This is a genomic window from Ancylobacter novellus DSM 506 (assembly GCF_000092925.1).
In the GTDB taxonomy this organism is placed as follows: Bacteria; Pseudomonadota; Alphaproteobacteria; order Rhizobiales; family Xanthobacteraceae; genus Ancylobacter; species Ancylobacter novellus.
This window is the reverse complement of sequence record NC_014217.1, coordinates 4,491,652-4,517,502: the sequence shown is the minus strand read 5'-3', so window position 1 is coordinate 4,517,502 and position 25,851 is coordinate 4,491,652. Positions and strand designations below refer to the sequence as shown.

At 65.4% G+C, this 25,851-nt stretch carries 25 protein-coding genes and 1 pseudogene; 18 read left to right on the top strand and 8 right to left on the bottom strand.

From position 1 onward, the window contains the following. Positions 1-2: 2 nt before the first annotated feature. The 3 genes from SNOV_RS21280 to SNOV_RS21270 form a co-directional block, all read right to left on the bottom strand. A complete protein-coding gene (locus tag SNOV_RS21280) occupies positions 3-791 on the bottom strand; it encodes an ABC transporter ATP-binding protein (protein WP_013169042.1) in 789 nt (262 codons plus the stop codon). Further along, entirely contained in the window at positions 788-1,705 is a 918-nt protein-coding gene (locus SNOV_RS21275; RefSeq protein WP_013169041.1) for an ABC transporter permease, read from the bottom strand. The genes SNOV_RS21280 and SNOV_RS21275 overlap by 4 nt, the downstream gene beginning before the upstream one ends. 73 nt (positions 1,706-1,778) lie before the next feature. After that, a complete protein-coding gene (locus SNOV_RS21270) occupies positions 1,779-2,837 on the bottom strand; it encodes an ABC transporter substrate-binding protein (RefSeq protein WP_013169040.1) in 1,059 nt (352 codons plus the stop codon). Positions 2,838-3,417: 580 nt separating this feature from the next. On the opposite strand from SNOV_RS21270, the gene SNOV_RS21265 reads away from it, so the two are divergent. From SNOV_RS21265 to SNOV_RS21225, 9 genes are all read left to right on the top strand, one after another. Then, positions 3,418-4,164, top strand: a complete 747-nt coding sequence (locus tag SNOV_RS21265) for a GntR family transcriptional regulator (RefSeq protein WP_013169039.1) — start codon at positions 3,418-3,420, stop codon at positions 4,162-4,164. Between the two features lie 723 nt (positions 4,165-4,887). Further along, a complete protein-coding gene (locus SNOV_RS21260) occupies positions 4,888-6,381 on the top strand; it encodes an ABC transporter substrate-binding protein (RefSeq protein ID WP_244412811.1) in 1,494 nt (497 codons plus the stop codon). A 67-nt stretch (positions 6,382-6,448) separates the two neighbouring features. Beyond that, a complete protein-coding gene (locus tag SNOV_RS21255; RefSeq protein ID WP_013169037.1) occupies positions 6,449-7,504 on the top strand; it encodes an ABC transporter permease in 1,056 nt (351 codons plus the stop codon). Further along, entirely contained in the window at positions 7,504-8,340 is an 837-nt protein-coding gene (locus SNOV_RS21250) for an ABC transporter permease (RefSeq protein ID WP_013169036.1), read from the top strand. Before SNOV_RS21255 ends, SNOV_RS21250 begins: the two co-directional genes overlap by 1 nt. Continuing rightward, positions 8,340-10,004, top strand: coding sequence for an ATP-binding cassette domain-containing protein (locus SNOV_RS21245; protein ID WP_013169035.1), 1,665 nt, complete (start codon positions 8,340-8,342; stop codon positions 10,002-10,004). Before SNOV_RS21250 ends, SNOV_RS21245 begins: the two co-directional genes overlap by 1 nt. Further along, positions 10,005-10,934 (top strand): NAD-dependent epimerase/dehydratase family protein, encoded by a 930-nt coding sequence (locus SNOV_RS21240; RefSeq protein WP_013169034.1) that lies wholly within the window; start codon positions 10,005-10,007, stop codon positions 10,932-10,934. Then, complete coding sequence (locus SNOV_RS21235; protein ID WP_013169033.1) at positions 10,931-11,686, top strand: SDR family NAD(P)-dependent oxidoreductase; 756 nt, start codon at positions 10,931-10,933, stop codon at positions 11,684-11,686. Before SNOV_RS21240 ends, SNOV_RS21235 begins: the two co-directional genes overlap by 4 nt. Positions 11,687-11,696: 10 nt before the next feature. Beyond that, on the top strand, positions 11,697-13,124 hold the full coding sequence (gene hydA, locus SNOV_RS21230; protein ID WP_013169032.1) for a dihydropyrimidinase: 1,428 nt from the start codon (positions 11,697-11,699) through the stop codon (positions 13,122-13,124). A 3-nt stretch (positions 13,125-13,127) separates the two neighbouring features. Beyond that, complete coding sequence (locus tag SNOV_RS21225; protein ID WP_013169031.1) at positions 13,128-13,889, top strand: SDR family NAD(P)-dependent oxidoreductase; 762 nt, start codon at positions 13,128-13,130, stop codon at positions 13,887-13,889. Here SNOV_RS21225 and SNOV_RS21220 read toward each other — a convergent pair. The 4 genes from SNOV_RS21220 to SNOV_RS21205 are packed head-to-tail and all read right to left on the bottom strand — an operon-like array spanning position 13,886 to position 16,880. Beyond that, positions 13,886-14,932, bottom strand: a complete 1,047-nt coding sequence (locus SNOV_RS21220; RefSeq protein ID WP_013169030.1) for a CobW family GTP-binding protein — start codon at positions 14,930-14,932, stop codon at positions 13,886-13,888. The two genes, SNOV_RS21225 and SNOV_RS21220, sit on opposite strands and share 4 nt — an antisense overlap. A gap of 2 nt (positions 14,933-14,934) precedes the next feature. Further along, positions 14,935-15,237: a hypothetical protein gene (locus SNOV_RS21215; protein WP_013169029.1), complete on the bottom strand. Its 303-nt coding sequence runs from the start codon at positions 15,235-15,237 to the stop codon at positions 14,935-14,937. A gap of 9 nt (positions 15,238-15,246) precedes the next feature. Further along, entirely contained in the window at positions 15,247-16,146 is a 900-nt protein-coding gene (locus SNOV_RS21210; protein ID WP_013169028.1) for a polysaccharide deacetylase family protein, read from the bottom strand. Positions 16,147-16,193: 47 nt separating this feature from the next. Continuing rightward, complete coding sequence (locus SNOV_RS21205) at positions 16,194-16,880, bottom strand: FadR/GntR family transcriptional regulator (RefSeq protein ID WP_013169027.1); 687 nt, start codon at positions 16,878-16,880, stop codon at positions 16,194-16,196. A 214-nt stretch (positions 16,881-17,094) separates the two neighbouring features. Here SNOV_RS21205 and SNOV_RS21200 point away from each other — a divergent pair, with 214 nt between their 5' ends. Together SNOV_RS21200 and SNOV_RS21195 are read left to right on the top strand one after the other, a co-directional pair. Further along, complete coding sequence (locus tag SNOV_RS21200) at positions 17,095-17,709, top strand: ureidoglycolate lyase (protein WP_244412809.1); 615 nt, start codon at positions 17,095-17,097, stop codon at positions 17,707-17,709. A gap of 122 nt (positions 17,710-17,831) precedes the next feature. Then, positions 17,832-18,038: pseudogene (locus SNOV_RS21195) on the top strand (DUF763 domain-containing protein); the annotation flags it as partial. Between the two features lie 683 nt (positions 18,039-18,721). Here the strand turns inward: SNOV_RS21195 and SNOV_RS21190 are convergent. Continuing rightward, on the bottom strand, positions 18,722-19,606 hold the full coding sequence (locus tag SNOV_RS21190) for a LysR family transcriptional regulator (protein WP_013169024.1): 885 nt from the start codon (positions 19,604-19,606) through the stop codon (positions 18,722-18,724). A 172-nt stretch (positions 19,607-19,778) separates the two neighbouring features. Between SNOV_RS21190 and SNOV_RS21185 the strand changes: the two genes are divergently transcribed. The 7 genes from SNOV_RS21185 to SNOV_RS21155 all read left to right on the top strand — a co-directional run bounded on the left by SNOV_RS21185 (position 19,779) and on the right by SNOV_RS21155 (position 25,795). After that, positions 19,779-20,192, top strand: a complete 414-nt coding sequence (locus SNOV_RS21185; RefSeq protein ID WP_041782488.1) for a RidA family protein — start codon at positions 19,779-19,781, stop codon at positions 20,190-20,192. 100 nt (positions 20,193-20,292) lie between these two features. After that, the gene (locus tag SNOV_RS21180) at positions 20,293-21,075 is read left to right on the top strand and encodes a transporter substrate-binding domain-containing protein (protein ID WP_013169022.1); all 783 of its coding nucleotides are present in this window, start codon (positions 20,293-20,295) and stop codon (positions 21,073-21,075) included. Between the two features lie 39 nt (positions 21,076-21,114). Further along, complete coding sequence (locus SNOV_RS21175) at positions 21,115-22,488, top strand: MmgE/PrpD family protein (protein ID WP_013169021.1); 1,374 nt, start codon at positions 21,115-21,117, stop codon at positions 22,486-22,488. A gap of 28 nt (positions 22,489-22,516) precedes the next feature. Then, a complete protein-coding gene (locus SNOV_RS21170) occupies positions 22,517-23,197 on the top strand; it encodes an amino acid ABC transporter permease (protein WP_013169020.1) in 681 nt (226 codons plus the stop codon). Further along, positions 23,194-23,838 (top strand): amino acid ABC transporter permease, encoded by a 645-nt coding sequence (locus SNOV_RS21165; RefSeq protein WP_013169019.1) that lies wholly within the window; start codon positions 23,194-23,196, stop codon positions 23,836-23,838. The genes SNOV_RS21170 and SNOV_RS21165 overlap by 4 nt, the downstream gene beginning before the upstream one ends. 74 nt (positions 23,839-23,912) lie before the next feature. Then, positions 23,913-24,725 (top strand): amino acid ABC transporter ATP-binding protein, encoded by an 813-nt coding sequence (locus SNOV_RS21160; RefSeq protein WP_013169018.1) that lies wholly within the window; start codon positions 23,913-23,915, stop codon positions 24,723-24,725. A gap of 116 nt (positions 24,726-24,841) precedes the next feature. Beyond that, positions 24,842-25,795: an agmatinase gene (locus SNOV_RS21155; RefSeq protein WP_013169017.1), complete on the top strand. Its 954-nt coding sequence runs from the start codon at positions 24,842-24,844 to the stop codon at positions 25,793-25,795. Positions 25,796-25,851: the final 56 nt, after the last annotated feature.

The window sequence follows — 25,851 nt, the reverse complement described above, 5'->3', positions numbered from 1 at the left end:
GACTATACCGCTTCCTGTTCAGCGAAGGCGCGGTCCACCTCGTCCGCAAGCAGCTCGGCGAACATGTCGCGATAGGCGTGGTAGCGCGGATCGCGACTCTCCCGCGGGCGTGGCAAGTCGATCGGCACGATGGTCTTCACCCGGCCGGGACGGGCGGTGAACACCACCACGCGGTCCGCCAGCGAGATCGCCTCGTCGATCGAATGGGTGACGAGCAGGATCGAGGCCCCGCTGTCGCGCCATATCTGCAGCAGGAAGTCCTGCATGCGCGCCCGCGTCTGCACGTCGAGCGCCGCGAAGGGCTCGTCCATCATCAGCACCTTCGGCCGCATGGCGAGCGCCCGGGCGCAGGCGGCGCGCTGGCGCATGCCGCCAGAAAGCTCGTCAGGCTTCTTGTCGAGCATGTCGCCCAGACCGACGCGCTTGAGCATCTCCACCGCGATCTCCCGCCGGCGAACCGGCTGGACGTGCTGGACGGAAAGCCCGAAGGCGACGTTGTCGGCGATGGTCAGCCACGGAAAGAGCGAGGCTTCCTGAAAGATGAGGCCCCGTTCAGCGGAAGGCTCGGTAACGGGCTCACCGTCGCAGGCGATGCGCCCGCCGGAGACCTCTTCCAGCCCCGCGATCATGTAGAGCAGGGTGGACTTGCCGCAGCCCGAAGGGCCGAGCAGGACGATGAACTCGCCCGGCGCGACGTCGAAGGTGAGGTCGCTCAGGGCTTGCACGGGCGCGCGGCCTTCCGGCGTCCAGCGCTTGGAGACCGACTGGATCGAAACGGCGGGGCGGGTCATCGTGCGCCTCCCTGGTTCGGCGCGATCCACCACAGCATCTTGTGCTGGACCTGGCGCAGCGCGAAGTCCGAGAGGAAGCCGAGCAGGCCGATGATCGCCATGGTGAAGAAGACCAGCTTGGCGTTGAAGGTCGAGCGCGCCATGGAGGTGATCTGGCCAAGGCCCGTACCGACACCAACCGTCTCGGCGATCAGGACCACCATCCAGGCGGCGAACAGGTTTAGCCGCAACGTCATGAACAGGCTCGGCAGAATGGCGGGCAGGATGACCTTCCAGAAGGTCTGGCGCTGGCTCGCGCCCATGATGCGGGCGACATGGATGTAGTTCTTCGGCACGCTTTCGATCTGCGCGCCGGTCGAGAGCACGATGGCGAAGAACACCGTGATGAAGACGAGGAAGATCGCCGGCACGTCGCCGATGCCGAAGACGAAGATCGCCACCGGCAGCCAGGCCACCGGCGAGATCGGCGCCAGCAGCAGGATGGTCGGCAGCAGCAGGTTGCGCAGGAGCTTCACGTAGTGGATCGCCGCGCCGACCGCGACGCCACAGGCGAAGCCGAGCGCGAGACCGACCACCACGCGCATCAGCGTCCAGCCCATGGTGGCGAGCAGCGCGCCGACGCCGCCGCCCGTCGCCACCGAGCCGATGCGGTTGGAGCGATCGAAAAACTGCAGCGTGCCAGGAATGTCGGCGAGGAAGAGATGCGGCGGCGGCAGCAGGAGCGGGTTCAGCATGCCGAAGAACCACAGCGCTTCCCACAGGCCGGCGAACAGGCCGACCGACACCAGCCCCCAGCCAACGGCCGAAAGGCGACGGCGCCAGGCCGGAGACAGGAGCAGCGGGGCGGACGGTGCCGGCCGCGCGGGCCCGGCATCGCCCAGACCGGAACGTCCGGCATCTGCGCTCATCGTCATGACGTCCTTCCTGAGTTGCGTCGGGCAAAGGGCTCCCGGCCGGGCACGGGCACCGGCCGGGTGCGAGCGGGGCTCAGGCCGACTTCAGCTTGAGGCTGTCGTAGAGCGGCTTGTCGGCGGCGATGACCGCCTCCATGAGGCTCCAGTCGAACGCCTTCTCGTCAGGCATCTTCTTGACGTAACCGAGTTCCACCATCGACTTGCCGCGGTCGATGATGAACTGGGTCTGGCTGCGCTGGTCGACGACGATCGGCTGCTTGCTGGAAGCGTCGACGGCCGCCTCCATGCTGGTCTTGTAGTACTTGCCCACCGTGTCCTTCAGCGCGGCGCTCTTGTCCGCCTCCGCCTGCGACTGGGCGACGAACAGCGCCTTGATGACGGCCTTCACCGCCGCCGGATTGCTCTCGAGCAGCGGCGTGCGCACGGCCAGCACGCAGTCCGAATAGCCCTTGCCGTAGACGTCCGTGCCGTTGGAGAGGACCGTCGCCCCCTTGCGGCCGAGCACACATTGCGAGGCGTAGGGCTCGATGTGGCAGATCGCGTCGATGGCGCCCGCCATGAAGGCCTGGGCCAGCTCCGGGGAGGTGTCGAGATACTTGATCTCGACGTCCTTGAAGGAAAGGCCGGCCTTCTTCAGGTAGTCATAGGGAAGAACTTCCAGCGTATCGGCCTGGAAGGTACCGAAGGTCTTGCCCTTCAGGTCAGCCGCGGAGGTGATTCCTTCCTTGGCGACGATGATGCAGCCCTCGACGCCACCGCCGGCGACGATCTTCACCGGCGCGCCGGCATCGTAGAGCGTAAGGAAGTTCGAATAGGGGATCATCGACATGTCGACGAGCCCCGCGCCGAACATAGTGGTGATCTCGGTGTTGGACGGGGTGACCACGAACTCCAGATCGACGCCGTCCGCCTTGGTCAGCTCCCGCTCCTTGGCGAGGAAGATACCCATGTTGCAGAAGCCGGAGCCGTGCGTCGCCTTGATGGTCGTGTTGGCGGCGCGTGCCGCGCTCGTCGCCAGAAGGCCGGCGAGCGACGCCGGCAGCGCGATGGTCGCCGCGGCGCCGGCCACGGACGATTTCAGGAAACTGCGCCGCGAGAAATTACGAAAGAAGGTGCCGTCACGATCACACATGATCCCCTCCGGATCTTGAGAACCGATACGACCCCATCCTGCCAGCCCGATCGTTGTCGAACCGCCGGATCAGCCGTCACGGCCTGGTGCCGCAACAGCGGGATCCGCGGACGGGATCACGATGATGGGCACGCCAACCCGAAAGAGCATTTTCGCCCTGCGCTACACCAAGGGTGCGGCGAAAACAGCCGCAACTATACTCGGCAAATACGACCTAGGAAGCGCAAATAAACGTCTCGAATTCTGCCATTTGACTAAAAAATATGCCGACGACCACCAACCTACTTGATCTGTGTCGTCACCCAACGCGACCGACGGCACGACCGTAAACGCCGGTGCGGCTCCTCCGACATCGCCCCGACAGGACAAGACGAATCCCGAGGCGCCGAAATGAGCACCTCCTTCAGAGCCTTCCGGCGGTTCGCGGGAGGGAAGTAAAAGCCGGCTCCCAAGGCCGCGCAAGATTTTTCTGTATGTTGAATACAATTTACTCTAACAGGCTACGATGCAGGCATAATGTGATTATAATTGCAGCGCCTGAACGACGACCCGCAGCCGGCGGGCATGGTAGGATTGAGCGGTGACGGAACAGTCGGACATCCCGAGAAAGAGAGGGCGCCCGCGTAAGCTCCGCCCCGCGGACGCCGCCGGCGCGGAACGGCTTCCGCGCGCCGGTCTGCATGAGCGCGCCGCTCGTCAATTGCGCAGCATGATTGTTGCCGGCAAGCTTCCGGGGGGCGCTCCGATAGTAGAAGCCGAGCTTTGCGAGGCTCTCGGCATTTCCCGCACGCCGCTGCGCGAGGCGGTGAAGATGCTCGCCGCGCATGGACTAGTGGAACTGCGCCCGAACCGCAGTGCCCGCGTCGCGCCCATGGATGCGAGCCACGTCACCGATCTGTTCGAAGCATTGGGCAATGTCGAGCGGATCGCCGCCGAATATGCCGCCCTCCGGCTGACGGCGACGGAGCTCTTATCCCTGCGGCAGATGCAGGAGACCATGGAGCGTCACTACGGCGAGGGCGACCTAGCCGCCTATTTCGCGGTCAATCAGGCCATTCACAGCGCCATCCTTGCCGGCGCCCACAACGCCACGTTTGTGGAGATGCACCGCTGGCTGTTCACCCGCGCCGAGCGCGCCCGCTATTTCGCGCTGGGCCGGCACTCGCGCTGGGTGGAATCCATTCAGGAGCACCGTGACATCCTTGCCGCGCTGGAAGCGCGCGACGGCTACCTCGCAGGGCGCCTGCTCGCCGCGCATGTGCTGCACACTGGAACCAACGTGCTGGCGATGTTGGCTTCCGGCGGCGGCGTCGACGCCGCCGCCTGATTTGGAACATTTTGACCCGTGGCGAACGCCGCTCCCAAGCCTTCAAGCGCACCGTCGGCGACTGCCGGCACTCTTATGGGCCGGCTGCTTGCCTGACGGGTTGGCGAATAAGCCGATCTTCCCGCAGCGGCTGCGGGAGCGACGTCGATGAAGGGTGGTACAGTCTACGCGTGCTCAGGTCGCCAATGCGGATAGATGACAGGGCGGCCCGCCAAGGATCGCACCTCAGAGTAGACAACTCCGAACATAGGTCTGACCACTAAGAGCCGTTGGACTAGGCGCGCTGCAGCTTACGTCGTGACCGCTGCCATGCAAAAAATCGCCCTCCGACGAGAACGGCGCCCCGAAAATGCGGCTGCGGGGGCGCTAAGTTTCACTAATAATCAATATATTTCAATATTTTAGGAGATGCAGAACTAGCGCCTATTGGTGCTCATTTGTTAAGCTTTGGCTCGATCAAAATTTAGGATTGCGCGGTTCATGAACGAGCGTAACGTAGCAAGAGGTCAGACCAATTTCGATCTCCGAACTCCGTTTAGGTAGGACTCACCCATGCTTCGTAATCCGACGGCCGGAATCCCCACTGTCGCGCGAGCGAGCCTTCCATTTTCCCCGGCTGCCGCGCGGCGCACGGCAGCTGGCTTTGCAGCGGCGCTACTGGGTGTGAGCCTCGTTGGGAGCTTTGCGCCTACAGCTCATGCGCAGGGCGCCAAGACCACCCTCGTGGTCGCTGCACCGCGCACGCCGGAATCCCTCGACCAGGAATACCCGCCGACCGAGGCCGGCCATGAAGTCCGCCGCAACGTCAATGAGCGCCTGCTCGCCTACGCTCAGAAGAAGGGCGACGACGGCGTGCTCTATGAGGACTTCACCACCATCACCGGCGCGCTGGCGGAGAGCTACGAGCTCTCGCCCGACAAGACCTCGATCACCTTCAAGCTCCGCAAGGGCGTGAAGTCCTACCGCGGCAACGAGCTCAACGCCGACACGGTGATGTGGTCGTTCGAGCGCGGCTGGAACATGAAGTCTAACTTCCACTGGTACATGACGCAGATCTTCAAGATCCAGGATCCGAAGGCTGCCTTCACCAAGATCGACGACTACACCGTGAAGGTGACGATCCCCAATCCGTCACCGCTGCTCGACCGCATCTGGATCAATAGCGATCTCGGCATCCTCGATGCGACGGAGGTGAAGAAGCACCTCACATCCGACGACCCCTGGGCGGGGCGCTGGCTCTCGACCAATACCGCCTCCTTCGGTCCCTACCAGATCACCAAATACGCGCCAGGCCAGGAAGTGGTCTATGAGGCGAACACCAATTACTGGCGCGGCCCGGCCAAGCTCACCAAGGTGATCCTGCGCGAGATGCCCACTTCCGCGAACCGGGTCGCCGCCCTGCAGGCAGGATCGGTCGACGTTGCGGAATATCTGCTGCCGCGCGAGCTGGCGCTGCTGGAAAAGATGCCGGGCGTCACCGTCCACAAGGTGTTCGGCAACTACATTCACCGCGTGGAGTTGAACAACGCCAAGCCGCCCTTCGACAATGTGAAGGTGCGCCAGGCAATGAACTATCTCGTGCCGCGCGAGGAAATCCTCAAGAGCGTCTATTTCAACACGGCGCGCTTCACCAAGAGCCCGATCTCCGAGATCTACCCCGCTTTCACCGACGAGTATTTCTTCTTCAAGAACGACCCGGCCAAAGCCAAGGCGCTGCTGGCCGAGGCGGGCATGCCCGAGGGCTTCAAGACGCAGCTCGCCTATCGCACGGGCGACCAGATCGAAGAGGAGATCGCGGTCATCCTTAAGTCGGCCTTCGCCAAGGCGGGCGTCGAGGTCGAACTCCTGAAGATGCCGGCCTCCACGCTGGTCGAGCGCTACACCAAGGGCGAAGTGCCGATGTACTTCTTCCGCGACATGGCGATCGTGCCGGACGCGGCTTACGTCGCCAATCTCTGGCTCAACAGCGCCTCCGCCATCAACTACTCGAAGTTCAAGAGCGAGGAAGTCGACCAGAAGATCAATGCCGGGCTGACCAGCACGGACGAGGCCCAGCGCGTCGCCGACATGAAGCGCGTGCAGCAGCTCACCATGGAATCTGCGCCCTGGGTGTTCCTGATGAACCCCGGCTACCAGCTCGCCACCCGTTCCAACGTCAAGGGCTACTCCTGGTACACGCCGAACGGCAACGCCTTCTACGACATGTACAAGGACTGACCCCGGCACCCGCGCGCTCCGGCGTCCGCGCCGGAGCGCATCGCTTCCCGAGAACCGACGAGCCGAGATGAACGCAGCCCGCGCCGGCCTCTCACGCTTCTGGAACCCCATCCCCCGCCCCCTGCGCATCGTCGCGGCCCGGCTCGCCATGCTGGTGCCGCAGATGTTCGGGGTGATGATGGTGACGTTCCTCCTCGTGCGCCTGCTTCCCGGCGACCCCGCTTTGCTGCTGCTCGGCAACATGGCAACGCCGGAGACGATCGCCGCCTTCCGCGAACGTCTCGGTCTCGACCTTCCGGTATGGGACCAGTTCCTGCGCTATGTCTGGAACGCGGCGCATGGCGATCTCGGCGTCTCGATCTTTACCTCCAATCCCGTCGTCACCGACCTCATGGAGCGTGCGCCGGCGACGCTGGAGCTCATCGGCTACGCCATGATCCTCACCATCCTCGTCGGCGTCACTCTGGCGGTCATCTCGGTGGTCCGGGAGGGCGGCGCGGTCGATATCGGCAGTCGCGTCTACGGGCTGGCGGCCGGCGCCATTCCCGATTTCTGGATCGGCCTGCTGCTGATCTACTTCTTCTTCTACACCCTCGGCTGGGCACCTGCCCCCTTCGGACGCATCGACACCTTCGTCTCGCCGCCGCCGACGGTGACCGGCTTCTACACAATCGACAGCATCATCGCCGGCGATCCCGCCGCCTTCTTCTCCTCGGCGGGGCGGCTGGTGCTGCCGGTGGCGACGCTCGCCATTGTCAATGCCGGGGCGCTGATGAAGATGACCAAGACGGTGTTCTCCGACGTCTACCGCAGCGACTTCATCCGCCACGCCCGTGCGTCCGGCCTGCCGGAGCGCGTCATCCGGCGCGCGGCGCTGCGCAATTCGCTGCCGCCGATCATCACGCTGGTCGGCTTTCTCGTCGGCTTCCTGCTCGGGGCGGCGGTGCTGGTGGAGACCATCTTCGCCTGGGGCGGGCTTGGGCAATATGCGGTGCAGTCGGTGGTGAACAGCGACTATCCGGCCCTGCAGGGCTTCGTGCTGGTCGCCGCCGCCTTCATCCTCACCGTCTACACCATCGTCGACATCCTCTACGAACTCGCCGATCCGAGGATCAGGGTCTGATGGCGCATTTCCTCCGCTATCTGCGTCGCCACCCCGCCGCTGTGGTCGGGCTCGCGCTGCTTCTCGTGCAGATCATCGCCATCATCTTCGCGCCCTGGCTGACCTCCTATTCGCCGGTGGAGGCCGACCCGCTCTCCTCGCTCCAGCCGCCCTCGGCCGAGCACTGGTTCGGGACGGATGTGTCGGGCATGGATATCTATGCGCGCGTCATCTACGCCACCCGCATCAACCTGCTCATCTCCATCGTCGCGGTCGCCTTCGCCTTCATCGTCGGCGTGCCGATCGGCCTGTTCATCGGCTTCTACCGCGGCTGGCTGTCCTCGCTGGTGATGCGGCTGTTCGACTTCATCCAGTCCTTCCCCGTCTTCGTGCTCGGCATGGCGCTTGTATCCGTCATGGGGCAGGAAATCTGGAACGTCGCCATCGTGCTCGCCGTGCTGTTCATCCCGATGTTCGCGCGCGTCATCCGCGCCGAGGTGCTCTCGCTGCGCGAACGGCCCTTCGTCGGCGCCGCGCGGTGCAGCGGCGCGACCGATTTCTCCATCATGTTCCGCCATATCCTCCCCAATGCGTTGACGCCGGCCATCGTGCAGATATCGATCAGCGTCGGCCTCGCCATCCTGCTGACCGCCGGCCTGTCCTTCGTCGGCGCCGGCGTGCGCATGCCGACGCCGGAATGGGGGCTGATGGTCTCGACCGGCGCGCAGCAGATGATCCTCGGCGTGTGGTGGGTGGCGCTGTTCCCCGGCATGGCCATCGTCATCGCCGTGCTCAGCTTCGCGCTGATCGGCGACATGGCGAAGGACCTGTCCGACCCGACGACGAGGGACCGCTGATGCGCGCGCCCGGTGGAATGCCGCTGCTCAGCGTCGAGGACCTCACTGTCGACTTCGGCGAGGGCACGGCGAAGGTCCTGTCCGATGTCTCCTTCGAGCTGCGCCGCGACGAGGTGCTCGGCATCGTCGGCGAGACCGGCGCGGGCAAGTCGGTGCTGGCCCGCGCCCTGATCGACCTGCTGCCGGAGGGCGGGCGCATCGTCGGCGGCGACCTGCGGCTCGACGGCGCGTCCATCCTCGATATGGACGCGGCCGAGCGCCGCCAGATGCGCGGCGGGCGCATCGCGCTGATCGGCACCAACGCCAAGGCGCTGCTCGATCCCGTGGAGACGGTCGGCGCCCAGATTGCCCGCGTGCTGCGGGCCCATAAGCCGTGCAGCCGAAAGGAAGCATGGGCGGCGGCGGTGGACCTGCTGGCGCAGGTCGGCATCGTCAATCCGGAGCGCCGTGCGCGGGCCTATCCGCATCAGCTTTCCGGCGGCATGGCGCAGCGCGTCGTCATCGCCATGGCGATGGTTGCCAATCCGGAGGTGGTGCTGGCCGACGACGCCACACTCGGCCTCGACGCCACCATCCAGGTGCAGGTGCTCGACCTTCTGGTGAAGCGCTGCCGCGACCTCGGCGCCGGCGTGGTGCTCATCACCCACGATCTCGGCATCATCGCGCATTACTGCGACCGCGTCGCCATCATGAAGGATGGGCGCATCGTCGAGCTCGACGAGGTCGGCCATTTCCTCGAGGCGCCGAAGGACGGCTACAGTCGCACCCTGCTCGACGCCGCCAAGGTCCGCCCTACCCCGCGGACGGGCGAGGCGGCGGACGAGACGGGCGAGCATGCGCCGTGCCTTCTGGAGATCGGCCGGCTGGTCAAGACCTTCCCCATATCCGGCACCACCGAGGTGGTCCGCGCCATCGACGACGTGTCGTTCAGCGTGCGCAAGGGCGAGACGCTGGCGCTGGTCGGCGAGAGCGGCTCGGGCAAGACCACGGTCGGCCAGTGCCTCGTGCGGCTGCTGGAGAGCGACAGCGGCGGCATCGCCTTTGACGGCACCGACATCACCAACATGCCGGCCCACCAGTTCCGGCCGCTGCGCCGGCGCATCCAGATGGTATTCCAGGAACCCTATGTAGCGCTCAATCCACGCTGGCCTGTGCGCGCGCTGATCGGCGAGCCCCTGCAACTCGACCCGGCGCTGGACCGCGGGGCCCGCGCGCGGCGGGCGCGGGAGCTGCTCGACCTCGTGCATCTTCCGGCAAGACTGGCCGACTCCTATCCGCACGAGCTCACCGCCGGCGAGCAGAAGCGGGTCGGCATCGCCCGGGCGCTGGCCACCGGCCCGGATTTCGTGGTGTTCGACGAGCCGACCACGGCGCTCGACATCCGCGTGCGGGCGCAGATCATCGACCTCGTGCGCGACCTCCAGGCGGAGATCGGCATGTCGGCCCTGTTCATCACCCACGACCTCAACTCGGTGCGCTCGCTCGCCCACAATGTCGCGGTGATGCGCCACGGCAAGATCGTCGAATATGGCGAGACCGAAGCCATCTTCGCCCGCCCGGCGCAGGACTACACCCGCATGCTGCTCGCGGCCGAGCTGCCGATCGAGCAGGGCGCCGCCCAGCGCGAGCGCGCCGAGACCCTCCGCCTCGCAGGAACCGCCTGAATGGAAAAGTGCATCCTCGTCACCGGCGGCGCCGGTCTGGTCGGCAATGCCGTGCGGCGCCGGCTGGAGGCGCAGGGCCGCAAGGTCGTCGCCATCGATCTGGTCGAGCGCACCCGCGAGGGTCTGCCGCTCGTCGCCTGCGACCTCACCGACATCCACCGCCTGCACGCCATCGCGGCCGAGCATCCGGTCGAGGCCATCGTCCATTGCGGCGCCCATTCGGGGCCGATGGTGGCGCGCGACAATCCCTATTCGATGGTGCAGGTGAACGTCGTCGGCACCGCCAACATGCTGGAGCTGGCTCGCATCCACAAGGCGCGGCGGCTGGTGTTCTGTTCGTCGACCAGTGCCTATGGCGACACGCCGGAAGGGCCGGTGCCGGAGGACGTGCCGCTGCGCCCGACCTCGGTCTATGGCGGCAGCAAGGCGGCGAGCGAGGCGCTGCTGTGGACCTATTGGCGCCAGTTCGGCGTCGATGCGCTGGCGATAAGGCTGTCCTGGGTCTACGGGCCGGGCCGCACCACCGACTGCGTGATCCGCACCATGATCGAGGATGCGCTGGCCGGCCGTCCGACCCGCATGCCCTTCGGCGCCGACTTCCACCGCCAGTTCATCCATGTCGAGGACGCGGTGGGTGCGCTGCTGCTAGCGCTCGACGCCGGGGACACGCCGCGCCGCGTCTACACCGTCACCGGCGACACCTATCTCACCCTAGGCGAGGTCGGCGACGCCGTGAAGCGGGTGCTGCCACAGGCCGACATCGCGCTCGCGCCCGGACCTGACCCGGTCGACGAGGTGCACCGGCGCTTCGACATCTCGGCGGCCAAGCGCGACTTCTCCTATGCGCCCGCCTACGACCTCGAGACCGGCATCCGCTCCTATGCCGAGTGGATCGCCGCCCGCAACGCCCTGGACCGGAGCCCGTCATGAAGGAATTCTCGCTCGAGGGCCGCACCGCGCTCGTCACCGGCGGCAGCCGCGGCATAGGCGGCGAGGTGGTGGAGCTTTTCGCGCGCTACGGCGCCCGCGTCGCCTTCTGCCATTATGGCGACGGCGCCAATGCCGCGGCGCTGGAGGCTCGGCTGGCGACGGCGGGGCACGAGGTGCACGGCAAGGAATGCGACGTCGCCGACGAGGCGGCGGTAGACGAGATGGCCGATTGGGCCAAGCGCACGCTCGGCCATGTCGACATCCTCGTGAACATGGCCGGCATCGGCGGCGACAAGCCCTTTGTCGACCTCTCCGTCGCTGATTGGGACCGCATGATCGGCGTGCATCTGCGCGGCACCTTCCTCGTCACCCGCCACTTCTTCGGGCCGATGCTGGAAAAGGGCTGGGGCCGGGTGATCAACTGCTCCTCGCAGCTCGCCTATCGCGGGGCGCCAAACCTCGCGCATTACGTGGCGGCCAAGGCGGGCATCGCCGGCTTCACCCGCGCGCTGTCCTATGAGGGCGCGCCGCACGGGGTGACGGTGAACGCCATAGCTCCCGGCGCCACCGAGACGGTGCTGCTGAACGGGCTTACCGAGGAATGGCGGGCGATGAAGCTCAGGGAGATCCCGCTCGGCCGGTTCGGCGAGGTATCGGAGATCGCGCCGACCATCCTGCTGCTGGCATCGGATGCCGGCGCCTTCTACGTCGGCCAGACATTGTCGCCCAATGGCGGCGACATCATGATGTGAGGACAGATCGATGAGCGACTACGATCTCGTCATCCGCGGTGGCACCGTCGTCACCGCTTCCGACACCATGAAGGCGGATGTCGGCATCCGCGCGGGCCGCATCGTCGCGGTAGCCGAGAGCCTAACCAATGCCGCCAAGGCCATCGATGCCTCGGGGCTGCTCGTCATGCCCGGCGGCATCGACAGCCATGTCCATATGGCTCAGCCGGCCTTCGGTGGTCCGGCCATGGCGGACGGCTTCGAAAGCGGCACCCGCTCGGCCATCGCCGGCGGCACCACCACGGTGCTGCCCTTCGCCCTGCAGCCGCGCGGCGCCAGCCTTCGCGCCAGCGTCATGGATTACCACAAGGAGGCGGATGGCCAGTCCTATTGCGACTACGGCTTCCACCTCATCGTCAGCGACCCGAGCGCGAGCGTACTCGGCCAGGAGCTTCCCGCACTGGTGGCCGACGGCTACACCTCGTTCAAGGTGTTCATGACCTATGACGATCTGGTCCTGAACGACCGGCAACTGCTCGAAGTGTTCGACTGCGCCCGTGGCTGCGGCGCCCTCGTCATGGTGCATTGCGAGGGCTACGACGCCATCCGCTTCATGACCGAGAGGCTGGAGCGTGCCGGCAAGACCGCGCCCTACTACCACGCCATCTCGCGCCCCCAGTCGGTCGAGCGCGAGGCGACGCACCGCGCCATCAGCCATGCCGAGCTCACCGACGTGCCGATCATGGTGGTGCACGTCTCGGGCCGCGAGCCGATGGAGCAGATACGCTGGGCGCAGCAGCGCGGGCTCAAGGTCTATGGCGAGACCTGCCCGCAATATGTCGCGCTCACCGCCGACGACCTCAAGGGCCTCAACATGGACGCGAGCGGCGGCAAATATGTCTGCTCGCCGCCGCCGCGCGACGCCGCGAGCTGGGAGGCGATCTGGGAAGGCATCCGCACCGGCGTGTTCCAGACCTTCTCCTCCGACCACTGCCCGTTCTTTTACGAGGGCGAGATGGGCAAGCTGAACCCCAAGGCACGCACTTCCTTCCGCTGGGTGCCGAACGGCATCCCGGGCGTCGAGACCCGGCTGCAGATCCTGTTCTCGAAAGGTGTCGTCGAGGGGCGTATCTCGCTCAACGAGTTCGTCGCACTCACCTCGACCAACCACGCGAAGATGTACGGCCTCTATCCGAAGAAGGGCTCCATCGCCCCCGGCTTCGACGCCGACATCGTGCTGTGGGACCCTAATCGCAAGGAAACCATTCGGCAGGAGCTGATGCACCACGGCGCCGACTACACGCCCTATGAGGGGCTCGCGGTGACCGGCTGGCCCGTCATGACGCTGCTGCGCGGAAAGGTGGTCGCGGAAGAAGGCAAGATACTGGGCGCGCTGGGCGACGGCGGCTTCCTCAAACGCGCGCTCTCGCCCTATGCGGTGCCGGCCGGAGGAGCGTGAGCGATGGAGGAGAGGCCCGTCCTCATCATCACCGGGGCCGGCATCGGCATCGGACGTGCCACCGCCCTCGCCTTCGCCCGCGCCGGCTATTATGTCGTGGTGACGGACGTGCTGGAGGAGGAGGGCCGCGACGTCGCCCGCCGCATTCTCGCCGAGGGCGGCCGGGCCGAATTCGCCGCACTCGACGTCACCTCCTCGGCGGCGACCGATGTGCTGGTGGCCGATGTCGAGGCGCGGCACGGGCGCATCGACGTGCTCGTCGCCAATGCCGGCATCGCCAAGAAGCTGTCATTGGCGCAGATGTCGGATGAGGAATGGGATCGCACCTTCGACGTTGACCTCAAGGGCATCATGCGGCTCGTGCGGGCGGCCGCCCCTCGCATGCGGGCTCGCCGGTCCGGCCGTATCGTCGCGCTGTCCTCGATCATGGGCGTCGCCTATGGCTGGGACGAGCATGTGCATTATTCCGCCGCCAAGGCTGGCGTGGTCGGACTGGTGCGCGGCCTGGCGGTGGAACTCGCGCGCAACGGCATCACCGTGAACGGCGTCGCGCCCGGCTATATCCGCACCGCGCAGGCGCTCTCGAAGGAGCATTCGCTCGGGCCGGAGGGGCTGGAAGCGGCGGCATCCTTCATCCCGCTCGGGCGCGTCGGCGAGCCCGAGGACATCGCCGACGTCATCCTCTTCCTCGCCTCGGAGGCGGCGCGCTACATGACCGGGCAGGTCGTCACCGTCGATGGCGGGCTGCTGGTGGGCCGCTATTAGGCCGCGGCGTCGCCGGCCGGCCTCAGGCGATTGAACGCCTCGAAGGAGCGCTGCACCAGCGTGGGATCGAGCCCGCGCGCGATCACCACGATCTCGGTGAGCGGGACGCCGCGCGGCCACGCCTTCAGGTGCAGCGGGGCGTGGACGATATGCTGCACGCCCTGGATCACCACCGGGCCCTCGACGCCTTCCAGCGCCAGCAGGCCCTTCAGCCGCAAGATCGCGGCCCCGTGGCGGTTCAGCAGCATGGAAAGCCACAGCGCGAAGCGCGGCCATGCCAGCGGCTGCGCGTTGCGCAGCACGAAGGCGCGGATGTCGCGATGGGCATTCACGTCGTGCGTGCCATGCGCATGGAAGCGCCAGCGCGTGCTCGCCACCGCGTCCAGCCACCGCGCCACCTCGGCGGGGCGGGCCGTCTCGTCATGGAGATCGGCGAGCAGCCGTTCCGGGTCAGGCACCGCGTGCTCGTCCAGCGCGACAAGGGTGGCGGTCGGATTGACGGCGCGCAGGCCCGCTTCCAGCGCTGCGATTTCCTCCGTGTCCGCGAGGTCGGCCTTGCTCACCACCAGCCGGTCGGCCGCCGCCACCTGCCGCAGCGATTCCGGGTAGGCGTCGATGTTCGATAGCCCGTTCGGCACGTCGACCACGGTGACGATGTTGCCCACGCGGAAATGGTGGCGCAGCATCGGGTCGGCGGTGAGCGTGGCGACGATGGGCGCCGGGTCGGCGATGCCGGTGGTCTCCACCACGATGCGCGCGAAGGCCGGAATCTCGCCGCTGCGGCGGCGCTCCATCAGCGTGACGAGCGCATTCTTGAGGTCGCCGCGCACGGTGCAGCACACGCAGCCGCTCTTCAGCAGCACGATGTCCTCGTCCACCGCCTCCAACAGCAGGTGGTCGAGGCCGACCTCGCCGAACTCGTTGATCACCACCGCGGTGTCTCCGAGCGCCGGCAGCGCCAGCAGGCGCCGCAGCAGCGAGGTCTTGCCGGCGCCGAGGAAGCCGGTCAGCACGTGCACGGACAGCTTGTCGCCGCCGTTCATCGCTATGTGGCCTCCAGCCGCGTGATCAGCGCCTCGTCGAGCGGGTCGCAGGGCTGCCCGGCAAGGCGCTCGGCCTCCGGCCATATCGCGCCGAAATGCTCGACCACCGCCATGCGGCCGGTGCGCGAGCGCAGGGTGAAGCGCCCCGCCCATTCGCCGAGCGAAAGGCCGTAGAACGCCAGCACTTCATTGGCAGTCGCGGCGCGGGCACGCCGCTCCGCGGTCGGCGTGGCGCCGGCCGTCTCCGCGCCGGTGCCCGCCGTCCAGTGGTCGCTGCCGCCGAAGGCGCCGCAGAGCCCGCACATCGGCGTGGCTCAGGGTGCCGGCCGCGCGCTGCCGCTGCGCGGATAGCGGCGGGCGAAGTCATCCGCAATTTCCTCCATCGTGACGAACTTAACGCCGGAATGGCCCTTCATGTAGTCGAACAGGCGCTCGTGCATCTTCAGCACGTGCGGGCGGCCCGACACGTCGGGATGGATGGTGATCGGGAAGACGGCGTAGTTGTAGTTCTCGTAGACCCAGTCGAACTGGTCGCGCCAGGTGTCCTCGATGTCGCGCGGCGAGACGAAGCCGTGGCTGTTCGGCGCGGCCTTGATGAACATCATCGGCGGCAGGTCGTCGAGATGCCAGGAGGCGGGGATCTCGATGAGATCGGTCTCCTCGCCCTGGGCATAGGGCTTCATCCAGGTCGAGGGGTGCTGCGAATAATCGATCTTGGTCCAGCTGTCGCCGACCGTCACGTAATAGGGATGATGGTCGTTGTGCATGAGGGAGTGATCGTATTTCACGCCCTTCTGCTTCAAGAGCTCGTTGGTCTTGGAGCCGAACTCCCACCACGGCGCCACATAGCCGCGCGGCGGCTTGCCGGAGAGCTTGGTGATCAGCTCGACGCATTTGTCGAAGATCGCCTCCTCCTGCTCCGGCGTCATGGCGATCGGATTCTCGTGGCTGTAGCCGTGCATGCCGATCTCGTGGCCGGCGTCGGCCACCGCCTTCATCTCGTCCCAGAAGCTCTCGATGGAGTGGCCGGGGATGAACCAGGTGGTCTTGATCCCCCATTTCTCGAAGAGCCGCAGCAGCCGGGCACTGCCGACACGGCCGGCGAAGGCGCCGCGGGAGATGTCGCAGGGGCTGTCCTCGCCGCCATAGGAGCCGAGCCAGCCGGCCACCGCATCGACGTCGATTCCGTAAGAAACGAAGATTTCCTTGGCCATGCGCAATCCTTTCCGAGAAAGCCGACGGCGTCCGTCGCGCTGGAGGTTCAGACGAACTCGGTGATGGCGATGCCGGCGCGGTCCGCGGTGCGGCTGAGGTGCCGGCGCATGTAATAGCCGGCGCCCTCCGGATCACCCATCTTGAGCGCCTCGACGACGCGCTCGTGCTCCATGACCGGATCCCACAACTTGTCGCGCTTCACCGGCAGGCGCGAGCTCTCCAGCAATATGCGTGCGAAGCTATGGTGCATGTCGGCCAGCAGCCGGTTGCGCGAGAAGCGCATGATGAGCTTGTGGAATTCGAAGTCGATCTCGGCGAAGGCGGCGAAGTCGAGCGCATGGGCCGCCTTGCGGAACGACTGAAGGTTTTCCTCCAGCTCCTCGATCTCGGCATCGGTATGGTTCATGGCCGCGAGCTGCGCGGCATGGCTCTCGGCGATATAGCGGAACTGGTAGACCTCCGCCGGCGAGTAGCGCGCGGCGAAGCGCCAGGAGGGCGTCGCGGTCGCCTCGGCCGCGTCGCTCGCGGCACGCACGAAGGTGCCGCGGCCGGGTTCGATGGAGATCAACCCAATCGTCGCGAGTATCGAGAGCGCCTCGCGCAGCGTTGCGCGGCTGACGTCGAGTTCCTGCGCCAGTTCGCGCTGCGGAGCCAGCGGCTGGTTCGGCGCCAGCCTTTTCTCCTCGATCATCTTCGTCAGCGTGGCGACCACGACCTGCGCGGCGGAAGGCATGGGTTCGCGCTTGCGCTTCGGCGAGATTGCGGTCTGACCAATTTCGCGGGAGTTCACTTGCACCGTTCTACGCATATCATTACTGTCTAGCGATCATGAAAGAATTGCATCCACGTCCCGGTCTGACCAGTCCAAATTTTCGTCACTTCCAGCATCGATGGGCCGGTCTCGAACCTTGCTGTATGGATAGCGGCGGCATCAGGTTGAAATATACGTGAGTGAGCTTTCGAAGCGTGACGAGGTCGGCGCGGTCGATCCTGCCGGCGCGGCAGACGGCGCACGCGCAGGCAGTGACGCGCGTGTGCCAGAGCGAGACTTGGCGCTAGAACTCCAACTCGTCAACGAGGAGCTTTTTCGCCCCTATGGGGCGCTGGTGCAGCCCGCCACGCTGCACCCTTTGCGGGTGAATGCCGGCACCGCCTTGCGGCACGACGTAACATCGTTCGATCGGGACCAGCGGTCCAGCAGCCGGCTGATCGCATCCGTCTTCGAGACACAGCCGCAGGCGCTGCCTCTTTCCATCGATCTCTTGGAGCGGCATCCCTACTCGCAGCAAGCGATCATCGAGATGAGCGGCGCGGATTTCGTCCTTGCGGTGTGCTTGCCGGACGGAAATGGCGACCCGGAGCTAGGCTCGTTGCGCGCCTTTCTTTTCCCACGAGGTTCTGGGGTGATCTACCACCGGGGCGTCTGGCACACGCCCATTATCGGCACCGGGAAGACCGGCAGGTTCTTCGTGCAATCCTGGCAGGATGGAACCGCCAGCGATTGCCTGGAGACCGCCATTGCTCGGCATTTGATCTATTTGAGCGGCCAGGCCGGAATGTGATTGCTCCGCGGCAGGCTAGGATAATCCGCGCGGCGACGGAGTCCGGAGACGTCCCTCCTGGTCATTTCCGCCCGCCGTCGTCGCTTCCGGCTATAATGGCGCATCGAACGGTCGAGGGAATTATGCCACGCTGCGCCGGAAGCGCCGGGCTGCTTTTGCATACGGGCCGGGTGCCGCCATGGCTGGCGGAGCGCATGACGGAGCTCGGCGCGGTCATCAGCGAAGCCATTATCCGCCATTATAGCCGCGACGAGCTGCTGCGCCGGCTGGCGCATGCCTTCTGGTTCCAGTCCTTCGGCGCCGTCAGGGGCACGGACCGGCACTCTTCACCCGGTTACAAGCCGCCGGCGCCGGCAGCTATCTTGCCGCCCTCGAACATGGCCGCAAAACCGACCATGCATTAGATTGGAGCCGGACCACTCAAGCGGGGCAGGCTAATGTCATGAATTGGCGGATGCCGGTCGATGCATACTGCCACAGGCGGCGATCTATCGCGGGGCACGGGTCGACACGATCTGGCCGAACCTGCTTGGCGCTTGTCGGCATCGAGCGCCGCCGTCTTCACCCTCACTGGCCTTCTGCCGGTTCTGTGGACACGAGGTTAAGCTAATTTGGCTCGCTCCTCGAACTCGACTGGGCTGAGATAGCCCAGTGTCGAGTGCCTGCGGCGACCGTTGTAGAAGCGCTCGATATAGTGGCAGCGAAAACAGTCCGCATGAGCGCCGGTCTTCGGTTAGAAGGCCAGTTTCGACTCGTAAAACAGGCGAAACACGCTGAGACAGGTTCGCACGCGACTACGCGCTCCGCCAGCCAGTTAAATAATTGATATAATTAACATTTTGGCTCCAGATACGCCGCGATAACCGCCGGAAAGTCCGGCACTTCTCCGGATCGCGGCCTTCTCCAAGGCGCCAGTTTCCGTCTTTGAACGGCACGCTTAAGTGAGTTTTCTCTCCCAGCTGGAAAAACGTCTCCAGCACCCCTGCAAGCATCGTCACATCAGTCGGATCCGCTAGACGCCGGGCGTGTAGGAATGAACACGCCTCAACACATTCAGGAATACTTTTATGCGCTGACTGATAGGTCGCGCGGTCGAGAATATCGCGCAACCCTCGTGCTGGAAGATCGGCCCATTTTCCTCGATCATCAGATTGAAACGGTTCTTTATGAGGTCGCCGTAGTGGGTCGGCAGCATCCCCTGATAGAAGCCCGTCGCCACCATGGCGGCGACCGCATCGAGGCCCGCGGCCTCCGGGCCAAGGTTGTACCGTCCGGACTGAATGGCTTTCTCCACATAGGGATGCGGACGATAGACCAATGGCAGCCAGCGCGTTTTCGAGGCCTCCACGGATTGCGCGACGTAGATCCTGTGCACCTCGCGATACAGCGGCAGATGGAAGAAGTCGCGATCGTCGGTATATTTGCCGCGGATAACCAGATCCACCCGACCGTCATTCAATGACTGCGCCAATTCAGTGAACGTCATCACGAAAATCTGCGGCTCTACCCCCGGAGCGAGGCTCCGCATGGCGGCGAGGGCTTCGGGCAGCTTGCAGTCGGGATGGGTCAGCGTGTGCTCGCCGATCCCGATCGCGAGCCGCCCCGACAAGATGCCATGGACGGCATCGATCTCGGGGCGGATACGCCCGAGCGCCTGAAAGGCCGCCGATGCCAGGTCGAGCGCGACCTCGCCCTCCTGCGTCAGGCGGAACCCTCTGCGCCCTCTTTCGCACAGCTTGACGCCGAGGCGCGCCTCGACCTCGCGGACGTGGCGGCTGATCGACGGCTTTGACATTGCGAGCCTCTTCTCGGCCGCCGCGAAACCGCCGGCCTGCGCCACCGCGCAAAACACTCGCAGGGAGCGCAGATCCCGCTCGTCGAAATCAAGCTTCAGCATGCGCGATACCTATCAGAAAATGAAACAGTGGTCGCAAAAAAATCGCTTTTCGGGGTGTGACGAGGCCCCTACTGTCAGGAAGCTCATAAGAATATCCGTGCAGATCTTCTGATCGGCTCCGCTCGCGGAGCCACTCATGAAGCTTGCATACAAGCATAAACAGGACGCAGCGATGGCCCACACCAGAATTCGTAAGTTCAATACCAAGGACACCTATCCCGAGCAGAACATCGACAACGACCTCTGCCAGGCCGTCATTGCGCGTGGAACGACCGTGTACCTGCGCGGCCAGATCGGCCAGAATCTCGACACGTCCGAATGCGTAAGCGTCGGCGACGTCGCTGGCCAGACCGAGCAGGCGATGAAGAACATCGACATGCTGCTGAAGGAGTGTGGCAGCCAGCTCGATCACATCACCAAGCTGACGATCTACATCTCCGACCCCCGCTACCGCGAGGATGTATACCGCGTGGTCGGCCGCTGGCTGAAGGGCGTCTTCCCGGTCTCGACCGGCATCGTCGTCACTGCGTTCGCCCGCACGGAGTATCTCGTCGAGGTGGACGCGACGGCGGTCATCCCGGACTGAGTGTCCCGAACACTCTGATCCAGCCTGCCAAGACGGTTCCGCGGTGCACCCACGGAACCACCCCGACAACATCAACCTTCCAGCTATAAAGGTGTAGGCAATGACCACACGTATTCTGTTCGCCGCCGCCATTGGACTGATGGCAACGCTTGGCGCTGTTCCGGCCGTCGCCGACGCGCTGGACGACATCATCGCCCGCAAGACCATTCGCGTCGCCGTCCCGACCGACTATCCCCCGTTCGGCTCCGTCGGCGCCGACATGCAGCCGCGCGGCATGGACATCGATGTCGCCAACCTGATCGGCGAAAAGCTGGGCGTGAAGGTGGAGCTGGTGCCGGTCACCGCGCCGAACCGCGTCGCCTTCCTCCAGTCGGGCAAGACCGACCTCACCATCTCCTCGCTCGGCAAGACCGAGGAACGCGCGAAGGTCATCGATTTCAGCATCGCCTACTCGCCCTTCTTCGATGCCATATTCGGCAAGAAAGAGCCACCGGTGAAGGAATATGCCGACCTCTCGGGCAAGAAGATTTCGGTAACGCGCGGCTCCATGCAGGACAAGGAACTCGCGGACCTCGCGCCGAAGGCGGTCGTTCAGCGCTTCGAGGACAACAACAGCACCATCGCGGCGTTCATGTCCGGTCAGGTCGAGATGTTCGCGTCGGGCACCCCCGTCGCCGCCGCCATCAAGCGCCGCAATCCGGATCTCGACCTCGAACTGAAGATCGTGCTCGCGAACTCCCCCTGCTATGTGGGCGTCGTGAAAGGCGAGACGCGGCTTCTGGACAAGGTCAACGAGATCATCCGCGAGGCCAAGGCCAAGGGCGAGATCGACAAGCTGTCCGTGAAGTGGCTCGGCGCCCCCGCCGGCGAGCTTCCCGAGTGACGAACCGTCACTGCTGATACCCGGTATAGGCGGTCCGCAATGAGTCTCGCTCCCCAGCCCCCCACACTGCTCCTGTCGGAGTGGGCCACAGGCGTGACCGCCGCCGGCATTCCCGATCGTATCCGCCAGATCGTGACGTCATGCGTGATCGATACCATCGGGGTCGCCCTCGCCGGCGCGCGGACCCCGGTGGCGGGCACCGCCCGCCACTTCGCGGCACGCAACCATCCTCCTGGACGCGCGGAAATCTGGGGAACGACGGACAAGATGTCGGCCCTCGCGGCAGCGTTCTGCAACGGGACGGCTGCCCACGCGCTCGATTTCGACGACAATTGCTATGCCGGCTTCGTCCATGGCTCGGCCGTCATTGTGCCTGCCGCCGTCGCCGTGGCGCAGGACTTCGGCGCGACGGGCGCGCAGCTGATCACCGCGATTACTGCCGGCGCGGAATGCGAATATGCGGTCGGCGCTGCCGCCGGCCAGGGACTCTACGACAAGGGTTGGTGGACCACCGGCCTGCTCGGTCCCATCGGCGCGGGCGTTGCCGCCGGCCATCTTCTGAGGCTCGACCCGCGGCAGATGCGGTCCTGCATCGGGCTCGCCGTCACCAGCGCGGGTGGTGCCAAGACCTGTTTCGGGAACGACGCTAAAGCTCTGCTGGCCGGTCAGGCCAGTGAGAGCGGCGTCAAATGGGCGACTCTGGCGGCCAATGGCGCGAGCGGCGCGGACGAGCCCTTCGTTTCGCCGAACGGCTTTGCCGCCCTCCATATCGATGGCCCGTTCGACATCTCGGCCTTCACCGATCTCGGCCGTTCATGGCGTCTGGAGACGCCCGGCATCGACATCAAGAAGTTTCCGATCTGCCTGTCGTCCCATGCGGCGGTGGATGTCGTGGTCGAGATCATGGTGCGGGAGGGTTTTTCGCCGGACGATGTCGAGGAAGTCCTATGCGACGTTCCTCCCGTCGTCGTGGCCAATCTGAAATATGGCTCGCCCGCCACCACGCGCGAGGCGCAGTTCTCCATGGAGTTCGCGATTGCCGCGACCCTGTGCTTCGGCGCACCGGGGCTCGAGCAGCTGAACATGGGCGTTCTCGAGAGCCCCGCCATGCAGGTGATGATGCCGCGCGTGCGCATGGCGGTCGGCCCCATGTGGGACGCGGAGCGGCGCGCGGCGGCCCCGGAGGGAGCCTCCGTCGTCATTTCCCTCAAGGATGGCCGCCGTTATTCCGGCTATCAGTCCCACGCGCTGGGAACCGCCTTCAATCCCGTGCCCCCCGCGCATCTGCGGGAGAAGTTCCTGCGCTGCGCGGAGCCCGCGATCGGGGAGCCCGCGGCGCAGCGACTTCTGCAGGCCCTTGAAGGTCTCGACGCGGACGTGCCGGTTCGTGACCTCCTGAACGCCGCCCTCTGACACGCCCAATGACGCGGAAGCCTGTTGAATGAGCCTTTCATCGTTCATTGATGTCCTCCATAGCTGGCCGAGCCTGCTCAACGGTCTGGGCATGACCGTCTTGCTCACGCTCATCTCGTGCCTGCTAGGGGTGATCCTCGGCACTCTGTGCGCCTGGGCGAGCCTGAAGGGGCCGAAGCCTCTTCGCTGGTTCATCCGCGCTTATGTCGAGTTCTTCCGCAACACGCCGTTCCTGGGCCAGATCTTCTTCATCTTCTTCGGGCTGCCCGCGCTTGGCCTGCGGATGGACCCGTTTACGGCGGCGCTGGTCGCCCTCACCATCAATCTCACGGCCTATGCCTGCGAGATCATCCGCGCCGGCATCGAGGCGACGCCCGCCGGCCAATTCGAGGCGGCGAGCAGCCTCGGGCTGAAGCCGGCGCAGGCCTTCTTCCTCATCATCATTCCCCCGGCGTTCCAGCGGGTCTGGCCGGCGATGACCAGCCAGCTCGTGATCATGCTGCTGGCTTCGGCACTGTGCAGCCAGATCTCGGTGGCCGAGCTTTCCTACGAAGCCAACATGATCGCCAGCCGGACCTTCCGGAATTTCGAGGCCTACATCGTCGTCACGATCATGTATCTCGCGCTCGCCGTCCTGTTCCGGGAATTGCTGACCTGGGTCGGCCGCCGCTTCGTCTTCGGCGAATTTGCCACGGCGGGTCAGCGATGAGTGAGTTCTCGACCTGGGACGTCTTCCGCAACCTGCTCGCCGCGGTTCCGTGGACGATCTACCTCTCGCTCATCGCCTTCGCGGGCGGCGCCGTCGTCAGCCTGATCCTGCTCAGCCTGCGCCTCGCCTTTCCGCGCGTCGCCGGCAGGCCGGTGCATCTCTACGTCCAGGTGTTTCAGGGAACGCCGTTGCTGATGCAGCTCTTCCTTGTCTATTTCGGACTGGCGCTGATGGGCATCCAGACGACGCCCCTGCTCGCCGCGAGCCTCTGCCTCTCGGTCTATAGCAGCGCTTATCTCACCGAGACCTGGTATGGCTGTGTCCTCGCGGTGCCGAAAGGGCAGTGGGAGGCCTCCTCCAGCCTCGGCCTCCCGCACTGGCAGCAGATGCTCCTGATCATCCTGCCGCAGGCCCTGCGTCTGTCCGTCCCGCCGACGGTCGGGCTCATGGTGCAGATCGTCAAGAACACCTCGCTCGCCTCCATCGTCGGTTTCGTCGAACTGACCCGCGCGAGCCAGATCATCGCCAACGCGACCTTCGAGCCGTTCCTGGCCTACGGCGCCGTGGCATTCATCTACTTCGTCATCTGCTTCTCGATCTCGCTGTGCGGCAGACATCTCGAGAAGAGGATCCGGATCTGACCCGGCCGGGCGCAGCAACGCGCCTGTCTCGGACAGAACGCCCGATCCAACCGCATGGAAGGCTCACGCTCATAATGTCGAACCTCGCCCCGTCTGCTCCGCCCGCGCAGGCCGCCCTCACCTCTGCCGCCCTCACCTCATCCGCGCTGTCCGGCGTCGCCGTCGAGCTTTCCGGCGTGCACAAATGGTATGGCGAGTTCCATGTGCTGAAGGACATCAACCTGCGGGTGTTGCGCGGCGAGCGCATCGTCATCTGCGGGCCGTCGGGCTCGGGCAAGTCGACCATGATCCGCTGTATCAACCGGCTGGAGGAGCACCAGCAGGGCTCGATCATCGTCGACGGCATCGAATTGACCAACGACCTCAAGCGCATCGACGAGATCCGCCGCGAGGTCGGCATGTGCTTCCAGCACTTCAACTTGTTCCCGCACCTCACCGTGCTGGAGAACCTCACTTTGGCGCCGATCTGGGTACGCAAGACGCCCAAGAAGGAGGCGGAAGAGCTCGCCATGCACTTCCTGCGCAAGGTGAAGATCCCCGAGCAGGCCAACAAGTACCCCGGCCAGCTCTCCGGCGGCCAGCAGCAGCGCGTCGCCATCGCCCGCGCGCTGTGCATGAAGCCGAAGATCATGCTGTTCGACGAGCCGACCTCGGCCCTCGACCCGGAGATGGTCAAGGAGGTGCTGGAGACCATGGTGAGCCTCGCCGAGGAGGGCATGACCATGCTGTGCGTGACCCATGAGATGGGCTTCGCCCGTCAGGTGGCAAACCGGGTGATCTTCATGGATGCCGGGCAGATCATCGAGATGAACGAGCCGGAAGCGTTCTTCTCCCACCCGCAGCACGAGCGCACCAAGCTCTTCCTCAGCCAGATACTCGGACACTGACGAGAGCCGGACATCCCCTCCTCACGGCCGGGCAGCACCCACCGTACCCGCCAGAGCCGGACCATCGCTCGACATCGGCCATGGCGAACTCGACGCCGACGACAAGGAAAACGCGTATGCCCCTCACGATCCCTGCCAAGCCCGAGCACACGACCTTCCTCTATTCCGAACCCTGCGCCGATCTCGATGCGCTCAGCGCGGACATCGCCTATCTCGGCATCCCCTATGGCGAATCCTACACCTTCGGCGAGATCGCCAGCGACCAGAGCCGCGGCGCGCTGGCCATGCGCCGGGCGACCGACCGGATCCTGCGCTCCATCGAGCGCTATGACTTCGACATTGGCGGCCCGCTCTACGATAACCGCCAGATTCGCGCGGTCGACTGCGGCGATGTCTATGCCGATCCGCGCGAACTGAAGGACCACCTCAAGCGCGCCGAGGATGTCGTGCGCAAGATCGTGGCCTCGGGCGCGATGCCGATCGTTCTGGGCGGCGATCACTCGATCCCGATCCCCGTGATCAAGGCCCTCGACGACCAGGGGCCGATCACCCTCATCCAGATCGACCAGCACCTCGACTGGCGCGAAGAGATCAACGGCGTCACCCACGGGCTGTCGAGCCCGATCCGCCGCGCGTCCGAAATGGACCATGTTGGCGAGATCTTCCAGATCGGTCTCCACGCCAGCGGCAGCGGGCGTCAGGAGGAGTACGATGCCGCGAAGGCCTATGGCGCTCACCTAGTCTCCGCCTACGACGTCCACGAGCGCGGCATTCAGCATGTGCTCGACATGATCCCGGATGGCGGCCGCTACTACCTCACGGTCGATCTCGATGCCTTCGAGCCCGGCATCGCGCCGGGCGTCGCGGCCCCCTGCGCGGGCGGCATGACCTTCATGCAGACCCGCAGCCTGATCCATGGACTCGTGAAGAAGGGCCGGGTCCTTGGCATGGACGTGGTGGAGATCACCCCCGCCACCGACGTGAACCAGATCACCTGCATCACGGCGGGTCGCCTGATCGTCAATCTCGTCGGCGCGGCGGTGCGGGCCAACTATTTCGAGCCCAAGTAGAACCGCCGGATATCCGTTAGACGAACATGACCGAGCGCCGCGTGGAGCACTCCCGC